We start from the raw sequence: 16,589 nt of genomic DNA, 5'->3' as shown, positions 1-16,589 counted from the left end.
AGCCTGCTAATCATTTGCTCAAGTACCTCTCTAAAGCTCTTAACTCTGTCTCAGATTAACTCTACATAAGCTTAATACTGTCTTATTTTTAATTTTTCTTCCCTTCTTCATGAATAGGGCGTCTCGTTAGGTGCTCGAACCATCAAAAATCAGAATTCTCAATTCAAGTTAATTAATGCTAGTGATAATTATTATCAATATTAAATGAGAATGCTTTACATTTAAATATGCAACCGATAAGGTACGGTTGAAAATTCGTCAGGTCATTGAAAGGGAAATCATTTTTCAATTTATTCGTTGAGTGACTTAGGGCTTGTTCAATGTGACGGTTTTCAGTCGGAATTTTGGCTCATGTATTAAAGCAGTGGTCAATAAGGAGCTAAGGAAGTACAGCTTATACTCATTTTGAGTTGTTGCGTTTTCAACACCTTTTGAATGTCTTCCCTAGTTTTCATTATAAATGCCGTTACATGAGCCCACCTAAAGTTAATGCTTAATCAAGGAGAATTTTAAATGACAGCATTACGCCCCGCGACAGTGAATGAGCTAGGAAATAGCAGATTCAAACTTCGCACCTTATCTGCAATCATCATGGGACTTAGTGTAAGTGGTCAAGCTTTTGCAGCGACAAACAATAATAATGAAACTACCACTAACGAAGATAAAATTACTTTTGAAGTTACCGTGTATGGCGAAAAAATAGAACGTTCGATTTATGATACAGGCTCAAGCGTGCATGTGTATGATGAAGATCGTATCGCGAGTACTCCAGGCGCATCTGAGGTCGACGATCTGCTGCAGTTAACACCAAACATTGTGGATTCAGGGCAGGGTAATAACCTACCATCGATTCGTGGTGTTGATGGTTCTGGACCTTCTATTGGCGGGTTGGCTGCTTTTGGTGGCTCCGTGCCAAGGTTGAACCTTTCAATTGATGGACGTTCACTCAGCTATTCTGAAGTTGCGTTTGGCCCTCGTTCTTTATGGGATATGCAGCAAGCGGAAATTTATCTTGGACCGCAAAGCTACGTTCAAGGCCGAAATGCATCTGCGGGTGCTATCGTTTTAAAATCTAATGATCCGACTTACGATTTTGAGAGCAAAGTAAAGGCTGCTATTGGTCAGCAAGACTATTCTCAAACCGCAGCGGTTATCTCGGCGCCAATACTAGAAGATCAACTGGCCTTCAGATTGAGTGTTGATCAACAAAAACGCAGTAGTTACGCAGACCTTACTGCTTATGAACCAGTCGGTGACCCTAATCGCATTGAAATGACGACAGCTCGTGGTAAATTTTTGCTAGAGCCAGCAGGCCTTCCTGGGTTCAAAACCACGTTAACGATTGCCCATATGGATACTGTGGGACCTCAATCTGAATCTCAACAAACAAAGATCAATAGAGCTGTTTACGAAACTCAGTCAACAAGCGGCATTTGGGATGTATCTTATGACATCTCAGATACGTTAGTGTTTGAAAATAATTTGATCTACACCGATCGCACTTACGACCGAATCACTGACCCTGCGGGCAGAAAGCAGGATTTCAAATCCCAAGGTAATGAGTTCCAAATAGAGCCTTTGGTTCGATTTGATTCCCTTAGCGAAGATCTCTCTGGTTTGTTTGGTTTACGCTACTTCAAATCTGAAGATGACGATGTATTTGAACAGACTGGGTCATCTATACCAATGGAAGGCAAAAACCGTGCTATGTCGGCATTCGCTGAAGTGACGTACTTGGTGATGCCGAGCATCGAAGTTGTAGCGGCAGGGCGATTCGAACGCGAAAGCAAAAAACGCTATGTTGCCCCGGGTCGTTTTGGCTTAGATTATGATGAAACATCAAATGTATTCCTTCCCAAGCTTGAAGTTGCCTATAAGCCTGAATCAGACCAAACCGTGGGTATCCGAGCAGCTAAGGGCTTTAACTCTGGAGGTGGCGGCGTTGGCTTCAATAACAAAACGTGGGCATTTTCTTCATATACGTACGAAGACGAATACGTTTGGAACTATGAATTCTTCACTCGCCATAGTCTGCTAGATAATGAACTTGAGTTAACAACTAACGTCTTCTACAACGACTACGATAATTTCCAAGTTCTGGAGACTTCATCAAAAGGTGATGTGAAAGTTGATAATGTTGATGAAGCATATACCTACGGTGCAGAACTAGGAAGCCGTTGGTTAACGACATCAAACCTAGAACTATTGGCTTCACTTGGTTTGTTGAAAACAAGTTACAAAGATCATGCTAATAGCTCAAAAGAACTCGCTCGAGCCCCTTCTTTGACGGCAAGCTTCGGTGCTTTATACATGTTTGCTGAGAATTTCGAATTGAGTGGTAATGCGAATTACACTGGAGATTACTTCAGTGACGTTGAAAACTCAGCTAACCAGAGTATTGATGCTTACTGGGTTGCAAATGCACAAGTTGCCTATGTGTTTACTAACGGACGTATGTCTTTATTCGCTACAAACTTGTTTGATTCTGAAAAAGAAACATTCAATTTTGGTGGAGACGATATTACGAAGCAAGCACCTCGCCAAATTGGTGGTTCAGTAGAATTGTACTTCTAATCGGTTAGATATAAGAAAACGCCTTGCTCAAAACAAGGCGTTTATTTTGAAATCATTAGCATGGAAAGTGGCGAAGACCCTATGAGTAAAACTCTGAACATTAGGAGAGGCTCCCACCAAAGTCATGCTTTCCCCTCAATACTGTAGATCTCTTTAAGAGGAAAATTGATGAGCGATCAACCAGTGCGTTTACATCCGATGTTGTTGGACTTTGTTCGTAAGGAGAAGATCTCAAAGCATCTACTGCGAGTAACTGTTACGGGCGACTCTTTAAAAGGGTTCCCTGAAGATCAAAATGGTACACACATAAAAGTGTTTTTCCCCAATAGAGCTAGTGGGATATTGCAGTTACCTTACCGAGAAGGTGAAACTGTGATTTGGCCTGAGCATAAACCCGTGCCCCGAGCCTATACCGTAAGAAAGTATCGAGCTGATGTGAATGAGCTTGATATCGATTTCGTGATCCACGGAACCGATTCTCCCGGCGGCGGGTGGGCAATTAAAGCAGAACAAGGTTTCCAAATTGGCCTTGTAGGTCCTGCTGGGCCTGACCCATTACTTGAACCCGCAGATTGGCATATTATTGCGGGAGACTTAACAGCAGTACCAGCCATTAGTGCGATTTTGGAGAGCCTTCCCTCTGACACTCAAGGCTATGTATTTATCGAGATAGAGGATGCCGCAGATAAGCATGATATTCAGCATCCGCAAGGTCTGGTTCTGAAGTGGCTAATTAGAGACGAAAATAGCGATCAATCTCTATTGAGCGAAGCTATTTCCGGCTTAATTGCACCGAATGGATCTCACTCGCTTTCGGCTTTCATTGCGGGTGAAAATGAAAGCGTGATTGCGTGTCGTAAAGCGCTTAAACAAGAGTACAAGCTGTCTAAAAAAGATATGTATGCGATTCCTTACTGGAAACGAGGTAAGGATGAAGAAGCGTACCATGATGAACGTCATGAAGTTATGGATGAAGAGTACTAATCAGCTTTATTGAAGTTATTCGATAGATGTTTCAGCCATGATTTTTCTGATTTAGTAATCACCACAGCAAGTCCATCTTAATAATTAAACTCAGACTAAATGAAGTGCAAGTAGTAAATGAGAATCAATGTAATTTTTAAAATCAATATTGTGTTTAAGTTCGTTGTTGTTTTTTTGATTTCAGCTTCGGCTTCTGTTTTCGCAGAAACCGAAATGACATATCAAAATACTTATCCCAAGACTTTCGTCAATGCGGATGGCTCACAGACAGTGATCCCATCTAAACCGACTCGAATCCTTTCTACCTCGGTGACGATTAGCGGGACGCTACTGGCTATTGATGCTCCTTTAGCCGCAACAGCACTCACTTATGAAGGAAAGTTTTTTAGTCAATGGGCAGATATTGCTGAACAGAGAAGCGTGGAAAAGGCATGGCCTGCCGGCAGCGTTGATTTAGAGTCTGCCTATATCTATGAACCTGATTTGATTGTTGTAGCATGGCGCGGTGGTGATTCGGCGAGAGATCAAATAGCTGAATTTAAGCAAATAGCACCAACCATTATTTTGGATTACACCGCACAATCATGGCAAGACTTGGCTTTGAGGCTTGGACAGGCGACAGGGTTAGAAGAACAAGCCCAACAAAAAATTAGCCAGTTTGAGTTGTTCGTTAACCAGAGTAAAAACAAGCTACAGATACCAGAAGGCGAAACCAATATTGTGGCGTATTTTGGACCTGGAGCAACCAATGCTATCGCATTAGAGGACGGCGTTCATGCCGACTTGCTCATTGACCTCGGTTTCAAAATGGAAGTGCAAAATCGTCAATGGCATGACAACACCGTGCCTTTATCAGATTTTATGCGAGTCCACTTTGAACTGCTGACTCAACTTAAAGCTGATACAACATTTTTGCTAGAAGCGAGTGATGATAGCGCTAATCGATTTATGCACGACCCAATCCTGATCAACCTTCCGTCCGTCCGGAATAAACAAGTCTTTGGTTTAGGTGAAAATTCATTTCGTATCGATATGTATAGTGCTACTGAAATCGTTAACGACATTGTTCAGCTTTTTGAACGAGATACAAATGCAGGTTAATGGCTAATGCCGATGGGAAATGGGTAAAGGATGTCCGTGATGACAAGTATTGCTAGTCCTGCAGAAGCATTTGAACAGATAAGAAATGGACAACGACAACGACGACGATGGCTGATAGCGGGAGTCGTGTTGTTATTTTTTGCCTCGTGTTTTAGCCTTTTTATCGGCACGCATTACATATCGCCGGTAGTGACTTTGGATGCGATTTTTTCTTTTGATCCAACCAACAGTGATCATCTATTGGTTGTCCACCTTCGAATTCCACGCACCTTGTTAGCTTTAGTTGTTGGCGGTGCGCTTGGTGTTTCTGGCGTTATCATGCAAAGCTTAACTCGTAACCCATTAGCAGATCCTGGGATACTCGGTGTCAATGCGGGGGCGACAGTTGCCATAGTATCAGCGATAGCCTTTCTGGGCATCCATGATATGGCCTATGTGATGTGGTTTGGTTTACTTGGGGCGGCTGTTTCCGGAGCGGGTGTTTTTGCCCTTGCTGGGGTAAATAAAGGGGTTAACCCTGTAAGAGTTGTATTGGCGGGAACTGCTTTGTCGGTTGTGTTGCTTGCGCTGACTCATATGATCACAATAAACAGCAATGAAATGGTGTTTGAACAATATAGACATTGGGCTGTGGGGTCATTTCAAGGGCGAGGTTACGATGTCTTGATCCCGGCTGCCATGTTAATAGCCATTGGATTAGCAATCGCGTTTTCATTAAGTAAAGCCTTAGATACTGTCTCGTTAGGGGACGATATTGGTCACGCCTTAGGTGTTAACCCGATCAAAATATGGTGTTTTGCTTCTATTGCTATTGTGGTTTTAGCGGGGACCTCTACTGCGGCGGCTGGTCCTATCAGCTTTGTTGGTCTTACTGCCCCTCATATTGCAAGGATGGCGGCGGGGCCTGATCATAAATGGTTGATGCCTTTCTCTTTACTGATAGCATCCATTCTGGCAGTTGTCGCCGATGTACTAGGCCGGATCGTCGGGTATCCCAATGAGATCAGTGTAGGCATTATGATTGCTCTAATCGGCGGGCCATTCTTTGTATTCTTAGTGAAACGTTGGAAGATATCTCTCCTATGATGATTGAGCCTTACACTCTTCAACATTCTGGCTCGGGAAGTGTTGTACGCTTCGGTCAGTTTTCTTTCTGTTATCAACCGTCTCATATACTTGTCGCTTTGATTTTGTTGATATCAGTTTGCGCTATTGCAACTTATTCCATGACATTGGGTAAGTTTAATATCTCGTTGCCTCAAGTGGCCGATATCATTCTTGGGGTTGAAGAGGGGGGCGTAAAAGAGCGAATAATTCTTAACATAAGACTACCGAAGGTTCTTACTGCGGTCTTTGTTGGGGCTGCGTTAGGCATTTCTGGTGCGGTATTTCAATCGGTATCAAGAAATGCTCTTGGTTCTCCAGATGTCATTGGCTTCACTACGGGGGCTGCTACCGGGGCAATTGCTCAAATAGTTTTGTTTGAGCAAGGGGCTATCGAAGTGGCAATCGCGGCGATAGTCGGCGGAGTAATCACGGCTGTTATCGTTTACTTACTTGCGGTAAAAACAGGAGTGGTTGGAGGGTATCGCCTAATACTCACTGGTATTGGGATCGGGTCCATTTTGAGTGCGCTGAACAGCCTGATGTTAGTTAAGGGTAATTTAGACAATGCCATTTTGGCCAATCTATGGCTTGCAGGATCACTGCATGCTAGGACATGGACACATGTTTATCCTGTACTTATAGGGGTATGTCTCCTCCTCCCTTTTATGATGATGCTAAAGCGTGCGCTTGCCATGATAGAGATGGGGGATGACATCGCAACTCAGCTGGGTATCCGAGTAGAGCGAGTCCGTCTTTCTATGATTTTCTTTGCTGTGGTCTTAGCCGCATTCGCGACAGGAGCTGCTGGGCCTATTGCCTTTATTGCCCTTGCTGCTCCTCAATTAGTTGGTCGATTGAGAAAGTCGCGAGCATTATCCTTGTTCTCCTCAGCTCTTATGGGCGCGTTGTTGGTCTTAACCGCGGATGTTTTAATTCAATGGTTGCCTTTTCAAGCAAGCGTGCCCATAGGCAGGATGACGGGTATTGTAGGTGGCATATATTTAATTTGGCTATTGACTCGATCTCGCCAGTTTTAAGCATAGGTACTCATATGATTAATGAGAGCGATACTTCTTAAGTTTACCGATTATTTGTCAAGTATATGAGTGTTAGAGCAAGACTCGTTTTACCGAGTTAGATCAGTACTCAAAAATGACAAGTTGGTCCAATGGGTTATGGTGTACCCAACTGAACTTGAAATTGTGTAACGCTGCCTGTTTTAGCCCCGAAGAAACCAAGCGTAACCTTAAGCAGCAACAAGTCTAGTCTTGATGCTGCGCTTTCCCAAGTAACTGAATGGCTAGAGCTATTGAGTTAAGCAATCAAACAGCTAATTGGCTAAATAAGCAAATAGCTAAAGGTTACTTAGGGGATATTGTTTAACTTAAATGAATCAGAAGTTTATGAGCCTATCGACACCGGTTAAATCCAACATTACCTCTCGACTAAATGGAAATAACCTTAAACTTGCATACGATAATCGCGTTATTTGTGAAAATCTCGAACTTAATATTCCTGAAGGTAAATTTACGGTCATTGTCGGGCCCAACGGGTGCGGAAAGTCTACCTTATTGAGAAGCTTGTGCCGCTTGTTGAAACCTTCTCAAGGTAAAATTTATCTTGATGGTCAGAATATTCAAAAGGTGCCAGCTAAAGAGTTGGCGAGAGAGTTAGGGTTACTGCCGCAAAGCTCACAAGCTCCTGAAGGGATTCGAGTCGTTGATTTGGTGGCAAGAGGTCGCTACCCGCATCAAAAACTGTTTAAGCAGTGGAGCTTAGATGATCAAGAGGCGGTCTTTCAAGCGATGGAAGATACTGGTGTCACCGATTTGGCCGAGAGGCAGGTCGATGAACTCTCTGGAGGTCAGAAACAACGAGTTTGGATCGCCATGGTATTAGCGCAAAAGACACCGATAGTATTACTTGATGAGCCAACAACTTATTTGGACGTCGCACACCAGATTGATTTGTTGGAGTTGTTCCGTAGCCTCAATAGAGAAAAAAAACATACTATCGTTGCCGTGCTGCATGATTTGAATCAAGCCTGTCGTTATGCGGATCATCTGATTGCATTTGCTGGTGGAGAAATTGTCGCGCAAGGCGAACCTAAGTCTTTAATTGACGCCAAACTCGTTAAGCAAGTATTTGGCTTAGATAGCGTTATTATTGATGATCCCGTAAGTCATACTCCATTGATTGTGCCTTTGGGGAAGTAACTCATATGACTTTTTGCTCAGTTTTGATTAACTCCAGAAATTGTTTGTAGATATTTCTAAGTCTTTTTGTACCTAAATGTGGACTATTGGCATTATTTTGGGCTCATGTGCCTTTTTCTTAAGATACATCTTGTTGATATCATTTATTTTTTCTAGCATGTAACTAAGAGAAATGGATTAGAGGCTCTAATGATAATCTGGTTACAACTCAAACGTTGGGTCAAAGCGAATATCTTTGTTTTGAATGGTAAAAACCTACTGTTTACTTTCCTCGGCTACGTGTTTTTATCGTGGTCGACATTGTATTTAGCGGGTGAAACGGACTTAACCAACTCGTTTACTACATTTGCATACTATTTAGTCGTGACGGCTTCTACAGTTGGTTATGGCGATTTGTCACCGACAACGGAAGCGGGGCGATGGATTGTTATTTTGTTTGTTATCCCTGGAGGGCTCAGCCTTTTCGCTGCTTTATTGGGTAAGGTGGCAACAGAAGGTGTTGAATATTGGCGAGCGGGCTTGTTAGGTAAAAGGAGAGTTAGAGTGGAAAACCACATTTTGATGTTGGGGTGGAATGAACAAAGAACCATTCATCTCATCCGTATGCTGCAACATGAAGAAACGGGCAAGCGACCAATCGTATTATGTACGCGTTCAGATATCGAAAATCCGTTACCCGGTGAGATCAATTTCGTTAAGGTAAACAGCTACACCGATGGTAAAGAGATGGAGAAAACGGGCATTGAGTCAGCCAGCTGTATTCTTATTGATAACCCCGAAGACGACATCACGCTGTCTGCAGCGCTTTATTGTGCGAACCGAAACCCTAAGGCTCATCTTCTGGTTTACTTTAAAGATGAGGCGTTGAGCGATTTACTGCATCAACATTGCCCAAACTCTGAATGTATTCCGGCAGTGGGTGCCGAAATGCTGGCTAAAGCTGCGGTTGATCCCGGTTCAAGTGCGCTTCATCAAGAGCTTTTAAGCTCAACTAGAGGTATGACACAGTATTCGACGTATTACCCTAAAGATGCCGAACCTGTAACCGTCGCGCCTATTTTCTCTGTATTCAAAGAGAAGTATAAAGCAACGCTGATCGCGATTGATACGGGGAGTGGTATAGAGCTTAATCCGGAGTTAGACCAAGTTGTCAGCAGCGGCACTAAGTTGTTTTACATTGCCGATGAGCGAATTGATCATTTCGATTGGAAAGGCTTTTAGACGGCTATTTAGTCTCTCCTGAAGCGAAAGAAGGCCTCATTGTGAGGCCTTCTTACTATCGTTCGAATATAGCGCAGCTTATTTCTTTTATATCTCTCGCTTTAGAGAGAATGGAAAATTATTGAGCTTCGGCTAATGCGATACCGCGTTGCGTTAACCCGCAAAGCATCACTGGCACAGCATTAAAGATCTCTTCAAATTGCTCAAGGCCTTCGATGCCTTGTTCTGCAAGCGTAGCAATGGAAGTTTCTGGATCGTAAAGCATGCTTAGTGAAAGCAACACGCCGCCGACCAATGCGTTGTCTTCGCTGTCTTCGGGCATCAGTGTTTCCCAATCATCACGGGCTATCTGCCAACCTTGAAGTAAGCCTTCACAAAAATCGCGAGCTGCTGTATTTACAACTTCTGCATCATCTAATTGACAAGCTTCAGGCCATACCCAAGTACCTTCGATCAGTTCTGGGCGGGTTTTGTTCCAAAGCGCGATGATAACTTCAATGTAGCTTTCCAGCTGTTCACCGTCGGTAAAAGGCGCGACTTCTTCGCCACCCCAAAGGAATGGTAGCCATTCATGAGGAGTTAACACATTTGGAGCTGCTGCCATTGCAGTGACAAAGCCCATGGTTTTGTGTTCTGTGATTAGCTTTCCTTCCAACTCTGGAAGCGCAAGAATATCTTGTAAAGTCAAAGTGAGGTACCGTAAAAGGGAACATATTTGCGCTTATAGTACCAATGAACTTGTGCCAATCAAGCTTCAATCTAAAAACGCTTGATGTCATTAGTGATAAACACTAGGTTAAACAGAAAAGAAAACAACAAGATAATTATGCAAATACGGTCGTCTCTTAAGAAAAAAAGTATGGTAGCGCTTGGTGTATACCTCGCAATGTTCATTGCCATTGTCGGTAGTGTGACGTATTACGTCGTAGAATCTCCTGTACGCGCTAAGTTGCAACAAAATCTCGACTTACGTACACAACTGTTATCGGAATTGATTACAGAGCCCCTCAGTAGCTCTCAAGGTTTTGTTGATAGTTTGGTTGGTTTCGCTCAGGCGCAGCGCAGTGATACTGATGTTATACCGTTATTTATTAAGTCAATGTTGGCGGCGAGCGATGACACGATCGTCAGCGCAGGTATTTGGCCAGAACCGCATGCATTGGATTCTGATAAAATCCTTAACAGTTATTTTTTCAACAAAGCCGACGATGGTGATATTGACCAGCTCTTTTCTTATAACAACCCCAAAAATGCGCCTTATCAAAACGAATATTGGTATACATCTGTAGTAAACAAAGTGCAGGGAACCATTGCATGGAGCAATGTGTATATTGACCCATATACACATGTTCAAATGATCACAGCATCTTCACCTTACTATTACGATGGAACTTTTGCAGGTGTCGCGACGGTGGATCTCTCACTCGAAGAGTTGCTCGGCTTTATCAAGAACCATGCGGAAGAATACAACCTTGGTATTACTCTAAGAGACAAACTCAACCAAGTGTTGGTTTCTCATAACTTCAATCTCGTTGATGGAATTTATATTAGTAGTAACCAATTTGGAGAGTTTGGATGGCAAGTGGATGTCGTCAACTCAAAATCACGAGTAGCAGACGAAGTGTTTCGTCAGGTAATGAGCGTTGAAGGCGGTATTGTGCCGCTGTTGTTGTTGTGTGTCATGGCCGGTTATTACTTACTGAACCGCTATTTGATAAGCCCAATCACAACGATTGCCGCCCAAGTTGATAGTTCTAAAGCGGGCGAGATCATCGATGTTGACTACTCTAGTGATGATGAAATCGGACATTTGATCAAAACCTTCAACGAAAAAACCATCTATCTCGAAGCTGAGAAGGTTAAAGCTCAAGCATCAACCAATGCCAAAACGGCCTTTCTTGCGACCTTGTCACACGAAATTCGTACCCCGATGAATGGTGTATTAGGAACGGCTCAGATCTTACTGAAAACCCCTTTGAGCACAGAGCAAGAGAAGCATCTTAAGAGCCTGTATGATTCGGGTGATCATATGATGACGTTACTCAATGAAATTTTGGATTTTTCAAAGATAGAGCAGGGTCGGTTAGACCTAGATGAAACACGATTCCCGCTTGATTCAATTATAGGAAGTATCAACAGTGTCTATTACACATTGTCTTCCGAGAAAGGGCTTCAATTCAAAGTGTACTCCGAAGTGCCTTCTGGCCGTTGGTACTTCTCAGACAAAGCACGCCTTCGCCAAATTTTATTTAACCTCTTAAACAACGCAGTCAAGTTTACCTCTCGAGGCTTTGTCGAGGTGTACCTTAAAGAGGTCGTAGAGGGAGGTGACACCTACCTTAGTATTCGAGTTCGCGACACCGGTATTGGTATATCTAAAGAAGCACAAAAACGTATTTTCAAACCGTTTGAACAAGCTGAGTCTTCGACTACGAGACGCTTTGGCGGTACAGGTCTCGGGTTAGCGATTGTGAAGAAAATTGCCCAATTGATGGAGGGCAGTATTAGCGTCACCAGTGAAGAAGGGATAGGCACCAGCTTCGATGTTCGCTTGAAGATTAAGCCTTGCCAGCCTGGTGAAATAGAGAGCTTGCCACATAAGAAGTTAGATTACTCTGGCTTGAAGGTACTGATTGTCGAAGATAACCGAACCAATACCGTCATTATTGAAACTTTCATGAGCAGTAAAGGCTTTACTTGTAAGAGCGTCGAAAATGGTGAACTTGCGATACAAGCCGTGGTGGCTGAGCGCTTTGATTTGGTATTAATGGATAACCATATGCCAGTGATGGACGGCGTTGAATCAACCACTGCAATTCGAGCTTTGATAGGCGAGATATCATCGGTACTGGTGTTTGGTTGTACGGCTGATGTCTTTAAAGAGACTCGCGAACGTATGCTTGGTGCGGGTGTGGATTATATTATTGCCAAGCCGATTGATGAGCGTGAGTTGGATGATGCGTTATTCCGCTATTCAAACAAGCTTTACCAATACCATGAAGTTAAACCTCATGATCTTGATTGCCTGGATGTGAAAAAAAACGATTCGCAAAGTAACAGCGAGTCACTACCTAAACCTGATCTACGAAACAAAGATAACACCGAAGAGCTACTCGTCACGCTGTACGTTGCGCTCGAAGATAATAACTTAGCGCTGATTAAGTCTGCATTAGAGAGCTTGCGTGTTCATGCTGAACCTATGAATAATGCAAAGCTCACAGATCACGTCGATAAAGCTTTAGAGCAGGTTTCTCTCGGTTTCACTCCTGAACAAGAAATCATCAATACCATTACGGTAAATCTTCCTATGGCATAGTTGTTGTTTAATTACGGAAATATAATAACAAATCGCTCGTTATTTGACCTTCGTGGGTTTTGTTGGTGGAAGTGACTGCTTTTAAAGTGGTTTTTGGTTGTTAATTTACAACTTCATTTTTAATTTGGAATGTATGACTGCTTATATTGTGATTTAATAGTGACATTATCTGGCTAGGTGTAATCTAGCCTTGTTTATGTGTTGTTAAATCACTAATTAAATAGTGATATATTTTAGGTTTATCGTCAATGAAGTCTCGTGGTCCATTCTGTATTCGAAACGCAGCTGCGGATACATTCGCTATGGTCGTTTTCTGTTTTATTTCTGGAATGATTGTTGAAGTGTTTATTTCTGGTATGACGTTTGAGCAGTCTCTTGCTTCTCGAACGTTATCTATTCCGGTAAACATAGCTATCGCTTGGCCTTATGGAGTCTTTCGTGATTGGTTCTTGCGTAACGGCGCAAAGCTTTCACAAAGCTCATTGATGAAAAATTTGTCTGACTTGGTGGCGTACGTGTTATTCCAGTCACCTGTGTATGCCGGTATTTTATTGGCAGTAGGTGCTTCGAGCGACCAGATTGTTACGGCTGTCACCAGTAACGCTGTTATCTCATGTGGTATGGGCGTGCTGTACGGTTATTTCTTAGATATGTGCCGTAAATGGTTTAGAGTTCCGGGCTACTATCAACAAGCTTAAGAAAAGCAACAAGCGTAAGTACAACGATAGAATGAAATTTGGTTTGTTTTTGATCTAATGAGTTAATTTGTAATCGAACAAACTGAAAAAGGCACTTTTTTTGATAATGCCTCTTGACCAAAGCAAGCAGAATCAATAAAGTAGCGCCTCGTTGAGTGACAAGCTCAACACATAATTTGTGGAAGGATGGCTGAGTGGCTTAAGGCGCTCGCCTGGAAAGCGAGTATACGTTTATAGCGTATCTGGGGTTCAAATCCCCATCCTTCCACCACTATTCAAAACCCTAGCAGAAATGCTGGGGTTTTCTCGTTTTAGAGCACCTATATTTTATCTCTATCTCTATCTCTATCTCTATCTCTAGCCCAAAGTCCTTTGCCTAGTTATCACGCCTTCCAACGCTATTTATGACCACTTGCTTACTGTGATTGGTATTATACCAATCGTAGTAAATAACTGGTCACCCTAGCTTGTTAAAAACCTCGATAACTTCGTTAGAATTTTTGATTGTAGAATAACTACTTATCGAAAAATTCTGCCTTGTTCTCAAGCTTTTTTCCTACGCTATGTTTGATCACTTATTTACTGTGATTGGTATTACTCAAGTGAAAGCCGAACTTCAAAGGTGCCATGTCATCGAAAATGCTTCGTTAAGCGGTTTCAAACAGGTTCTTTAAGCTCTTTCCATCTGTCTATCAAGAGTAGATCGAATAAACGAGCATGAGCCTTTAGCTGTCTTGAAGTGACTCGGTGCACAAGTTAGTAAGTGTAAATACGTTCTTGATAAAATGGGATACATGTTCGCAGTCAATTTGTGAGACGCTTGATCTAGTGTCAGTCGAATCACAAGGAAGTTGAATGCACCACTTTAATATCCGTGCTCTTGAGTATTTAAACGCGTTGTCTAAGTATGGCTCATTGCGTAAGGCATCCAAGATGATGAATGTTGACCCTGCTGCAATGAGCAGAATGCTGACCCAGCTCGAAGCGCAAGCGGAAATGAAAGTTTGGGAACGCAACAACCGCCAATCACTGTTAACTGAGGCGGGTAATGAGCTGCTGCATTACTATCGTTCCATTGTTCGTGGAGAGGCTGCAGTGCTTACTCGACTAGCCAAGCTTAAAAACCTCAAAGGAGGCAGTGTCAGTATTGCCATCGGTGAAGGGTTTATTACCAACTTGGTGTCAAAGCCGATGCAAACCTTTATGACCCGTTATCCTGATATCAACCTTTCTATTGAAATTGCAGGGGCATTGGACGCGGTCAAGATGTTGGAAGATCAACAGATAGACTTCGCAATAACCTATGCTTCTGCTCCACATCCTAAACTGCACTCCCACGTTGAACGTAGCCATCCGCTCGAATTGATTGCTCCGAAGGGGCACTTCCTTACGATGAAAGAAGCACCTGTGACACTGCAAGATATTAAGGATGTGTCTTTGGCGTTGATCGACAACTCAACAGGGATGGGTCGATTGGTCAAGCATGCCGAGCAAATGTCACATTTCACGTTAGAACCTAAGCTTCAGACGAACTCAGTCACTGCACTGACTAACTTTGTTTCAGCAGGGTTGGGTGTCACCTTTATGCCTAAGCTCACGGTGATCGATGAAATAAAGTCAGGGCAGATTGAAGTGGTTGCGACCGAGTTGGAGATGCTATCGAAGGCGACGGTTAAGGTTCAATCTTTAAAAGACCGCGCACTCACGCTACAGGCCGAAACCTTGTTAGATTTCTTACTCGAAAACGCCACTTTCTTAAGCCATGACGCTTACAATATCTAGGCTTAATCGATTTACTTAGCAACTCCTCCTAAGCGACCAAATACCGCCAATATCACAGTTCCAAATTGCCGAATTCGTTTTTAAGTTGAATTGAGTTTTTGTCAACGCTCCCTCTATTGTTAAGTCAACATGCGCGGAATAAGTTACAAATTATTAACGAAACGAGTTTTAGACTGACAGCTGTGTTCGACAGATTTTGGCTTTGTCGGGCATTAGGAGAAGAGAATGGAAGTTATTGTAATTGGTAGCGGTGTTATTGGGTTAACCAGTGCTTGGTACCTTGCGAAAGAAGGTCATACAGTGACGGTTATTGATCGTCAAGATAGCAGTGGCAAGGAAACCAGCTTTGCGAATGCAGGGCAAATTTCTTACGGATATTCTTCACCATGGGCGGCACCGGGGATTCCGTTGAAAGCAATGAAATGGCTTACCCAAGAGCATGCGCCTCTAAAAGTGAAGCCGTCACTTTCTCCTGAATTAGTTGCTTGGGCGACTAAGATGTTGGCCAACTGTAATGAAGCCAAGTACGCCATGAATAAGTCACGCATGTTAAGAGTGGCAAACTTCAGTCGAGAGTGTCTCACTCATCTAAGAACCAGTGAAGATTTAGCTTATGAGGGCAGGCAGAAAGGCACCTTGCAAGTATTCAGAAGCGAAAAGCAACTCGATGCTATTCAGCAGGATATGAAGCTATTAACAGAGAGTGGGATCGAACACTCGCTGTTTGATGTTGACCAGTGTCTGTCAGTGGAGTCGGGTTTAGCGGACGTTAAAGACAAGCTGGTGGGCGGCTTATACTTACCTCATGATGAAACCGGTGATTGCCATCAGTTCTGTTTAACCTTGACTGAGAAAGCCAAGCAACTCGGTGTTAGGTTCGTGTTTGATACTGAAGTGGTAAGTTTGAATCATCAGAATCAAGCCATTGAGACTATTACAACGACTCAAGGCGAGTTTAAAGCGGATGCTTACGTGGTCGCGTCAGGAAGCTATTCTCGAGAACTATTAAAGCAAGTCGACTTGTCTATACCGGTTTACCCAGTGAAAGGATATTCACTAACATTGCCTATCGTGAATGTAGATAAGTCACCGACTTCGACTGTTATGGATGAAACCTACAAGGTCGCGATGACGCGATTTGATGATCGTATTCGTATCGCGGGTACGGCAGAACTCGCTGGTTTTGACTACCTAATCCCAGAAAAACGCAAAGCCACGATTGATATGGTGATAAAAGATCTTTTCCCACAAGCGGGGGACTTTTCTAAGGCTGAATACTGGACTGGGCTAAGACCAATGACGCCAGATGGCACGCCTATCATCGGCAAGACGCCTATCAAAAATTTATTTACCAATACAGGTCATGGAACATTAGGTTGGACAATGGCATGTGGCTCAGGAAAGATCTTAGCAAGCATAGTCAGTGGCTCTGCCAGTGATATTAAATCTGATGACTTAAGTATCCATCGTTATTTGTAGCGGCATGACACCGTGTTAACTAAAGTCACCCCATTCTTAAACTGTAGAATGGGGTTATGTGATCTGCTCCAGTCAGACTGGACACTTAGCTAAGCGACATTTCGCTTTTCA

At 43.0% G+C, this 16,589-nt stretch carries 12 protein-coding genes and 1 tRNA gene; 12 read left to right on the top strand and 1 reads right to left on the bottom strand.

The window, feature by feature from the left end:
- The first annotated feature begins 513 nt into the window (after positions 1 to 513).
- The 7 genes from AB6D07_RS18600 (at position 514) to AB6D07_RS18570 (ending at position 9,203) form a co-directional block, all read left to right on the top strand.
- Positions 514 to 2,574 carry a TonB-dependent receptor gene (locus AB6D07_RS18600; RefSeq protein ID WP_372091656.1) on the top strand — a complete coding sequence of 687 codons (2,061 nt, stop codon included), beginning with the start codon at positions 514 to 516 and terminating at the stop codon, positions 2,572 to 2,574.
- A gap of 168 nt (positions 2,575 to 2,742) precedes the next feature.
- Positions 2,743 to 3,558, top strand: coding sequence for a siderophore-interacting protein (locus AB6D07_RS18595; RefSeq protein ID WP_012603634.1), 816 nt, complete (start codon positions 2,743 to 2,745; stop codon positions 3,556 to 3,558).
- A 117-nt stretch (positions 3,559 to 3,675) separates the two neighbouring features.
- Positions 3,676 to 4,659 (top strand): Fe2+-enterobactin ABC transporter substrate-binding protein, encoded by a 984-nt coding sequence (gene fepB / locus AB6D07_RS18590; protein ID WP_017104269.1) that lies wholly within the window; start codon positions 3,676 to 3,678, stop codon positions 4,657 to 4,659.
- 39 nt (positions 4,660 to 4,698) lie between these two features.
- The gene (locus AB6D07_RS18585; protein ID WP_017104268.1) at positions 4,699 to 5,745 is read left to right on the top strand and encodes an iron ABC transporter permease; all 1,047 of its coding nucleotides are present in this window, start codon (positions 4,699 to 4,701) and stop codon (positions 5,743 to 5,745) included.
- Positions 5,742 to 6,803, top strand: a complete 1,062-nt coding sequence (locus AB6D07_RS18580) for an iron chelate uptake ABC transporter family permease subunit (protein ID WP_017104267.1) — start codon at positions 5,742 to 5,744, stop codon at positions 6,801 to 6,803. Before AB6D07_RS18585 ends, AB6D07_RS18580 begins: the two co-directional genes overlap by 4 nt.
- A 366-nt stretch (positions 6,804 to 7,169) precedes the next feature.
- Positions 7,170 to 7,982 (top strand): ABC transporter ATP-binding protein, encoded by an 813-nt coding sequence (locus AB6D07_RS18575; RefSeq protein WP_017104266.1) that lies wholly within the window; start codon positions 7,170 to 7,172, stop codon positions 7,980 to 7,982.
- 189 nt (positions 7,983 to 8,171) lie between these two features.
- On the top strand, positions 8,172 to 9,203 hold the full coding sequence (locus AB6D07_RS18570) for a potassium channel family protein (protein WP_009846405.1): 1,032 nt from the start codon (positions 8,172 to 8,174) through the stop codon (positions 9,201 to 9,203).
- A gap of 118 nt (positions 9,204 to 9,321) precedes the next feature.
- Here AB6D07_RS18570 and AB6D07_RS18565 read toward each other — a convergent pair whose 3' ends face one another.
- Positions 9,322 to 9,891, bottom strand: a complete 570-nt coding sequence (locus AB6D07_RS18565; protein WP_009846406.1) for a UPF0149 family protein — start codon at positions 9,889 to 9,891, stop codon at positions 9,322 to 9,324.
- 171 nt (positions 9,892 to 10,062) lie between these two features.
- On the opposite strand from AB6D07_RS18565, the gene AB6D07_RS18560 reads away from it, so the two are divergent.
- From AB6D07_RS18560 to AB6D07_RS18540, 5 genes are all read left to right on the top strand, one after another.
- On the top strand, positions 10,063 to 12,519 hold the full coding sequence (locus tag AB6D07_RS18560) for a hybrid sensor histidine kinase/response regulator (RefSeq protein WP_017104265.1): 2,457 nt from the start codon (positions 10,063 to 10,065) through the stop codon (positions 12,517 to 12,519).
- A gap of 248 nt (positions 12,520 to 12,767) precedes the next feature.
- Positions 12,768 to 13,217: an L-alanine exporter AlaE gene (locus tag AB6D07_RS18555; RefSeq protein ID WP_009846408.1), complete on the top strand. Its 450-nt coding sequence runs from the start codon at positions 12,768 to 12,770 to the stop codon at positions 13,215 to 13,217.
- A gap of 180 nt (positions 13,218 to 13,397) precedes the next feature.
- Positions 13,398 to 13,488: transfer RNA gene (locus tag AB6D07_RS18550), tRNA-Ser, on the top strand.
- 584 nt (positions 13,489 to 14,072) lie between these two features.
- Positions 14,073 to 14,999 carry a LysR family transcriptional regulator gene (locus AB6D07_RS18545; RefSeq protein ID WP_017104264.1) on the top strand — a complete coding sequence of 309 codons (927 nt, stop codon included), beginning with the start codon at positions 14,073 to 14,075 and terminating at the stop codon, positions 14,997 to 14,999.
- A 225-nt stretch (positions 15,000 to 15,224) separates the two neighbouring features.
- Entirely contained in the window at positions 15,225 to 16,478 is a 1,254-nt protein-coding gene (locus AB6D07_RS18540; protein WP_017101033.1) for a D-amino acid dehydrogenase, read from the top strand.
- Positions 16,479 to 16,589: the final 111 nt, after the last annotated feature.

It is taken from the genome of Vibrio sp. 10N.239.312.C11 (assembly GCF_041466065.1).
Lineage (GTDB): Bacteria > Pseudomonadota > Gammaproteobacteria > Enterobacterales > Vibrionaceae > Vibrio > Vibrio tasmaniensis_A.
This window is presented reverse-complemented; position numbering and strand designations above follow the sequence as displayed.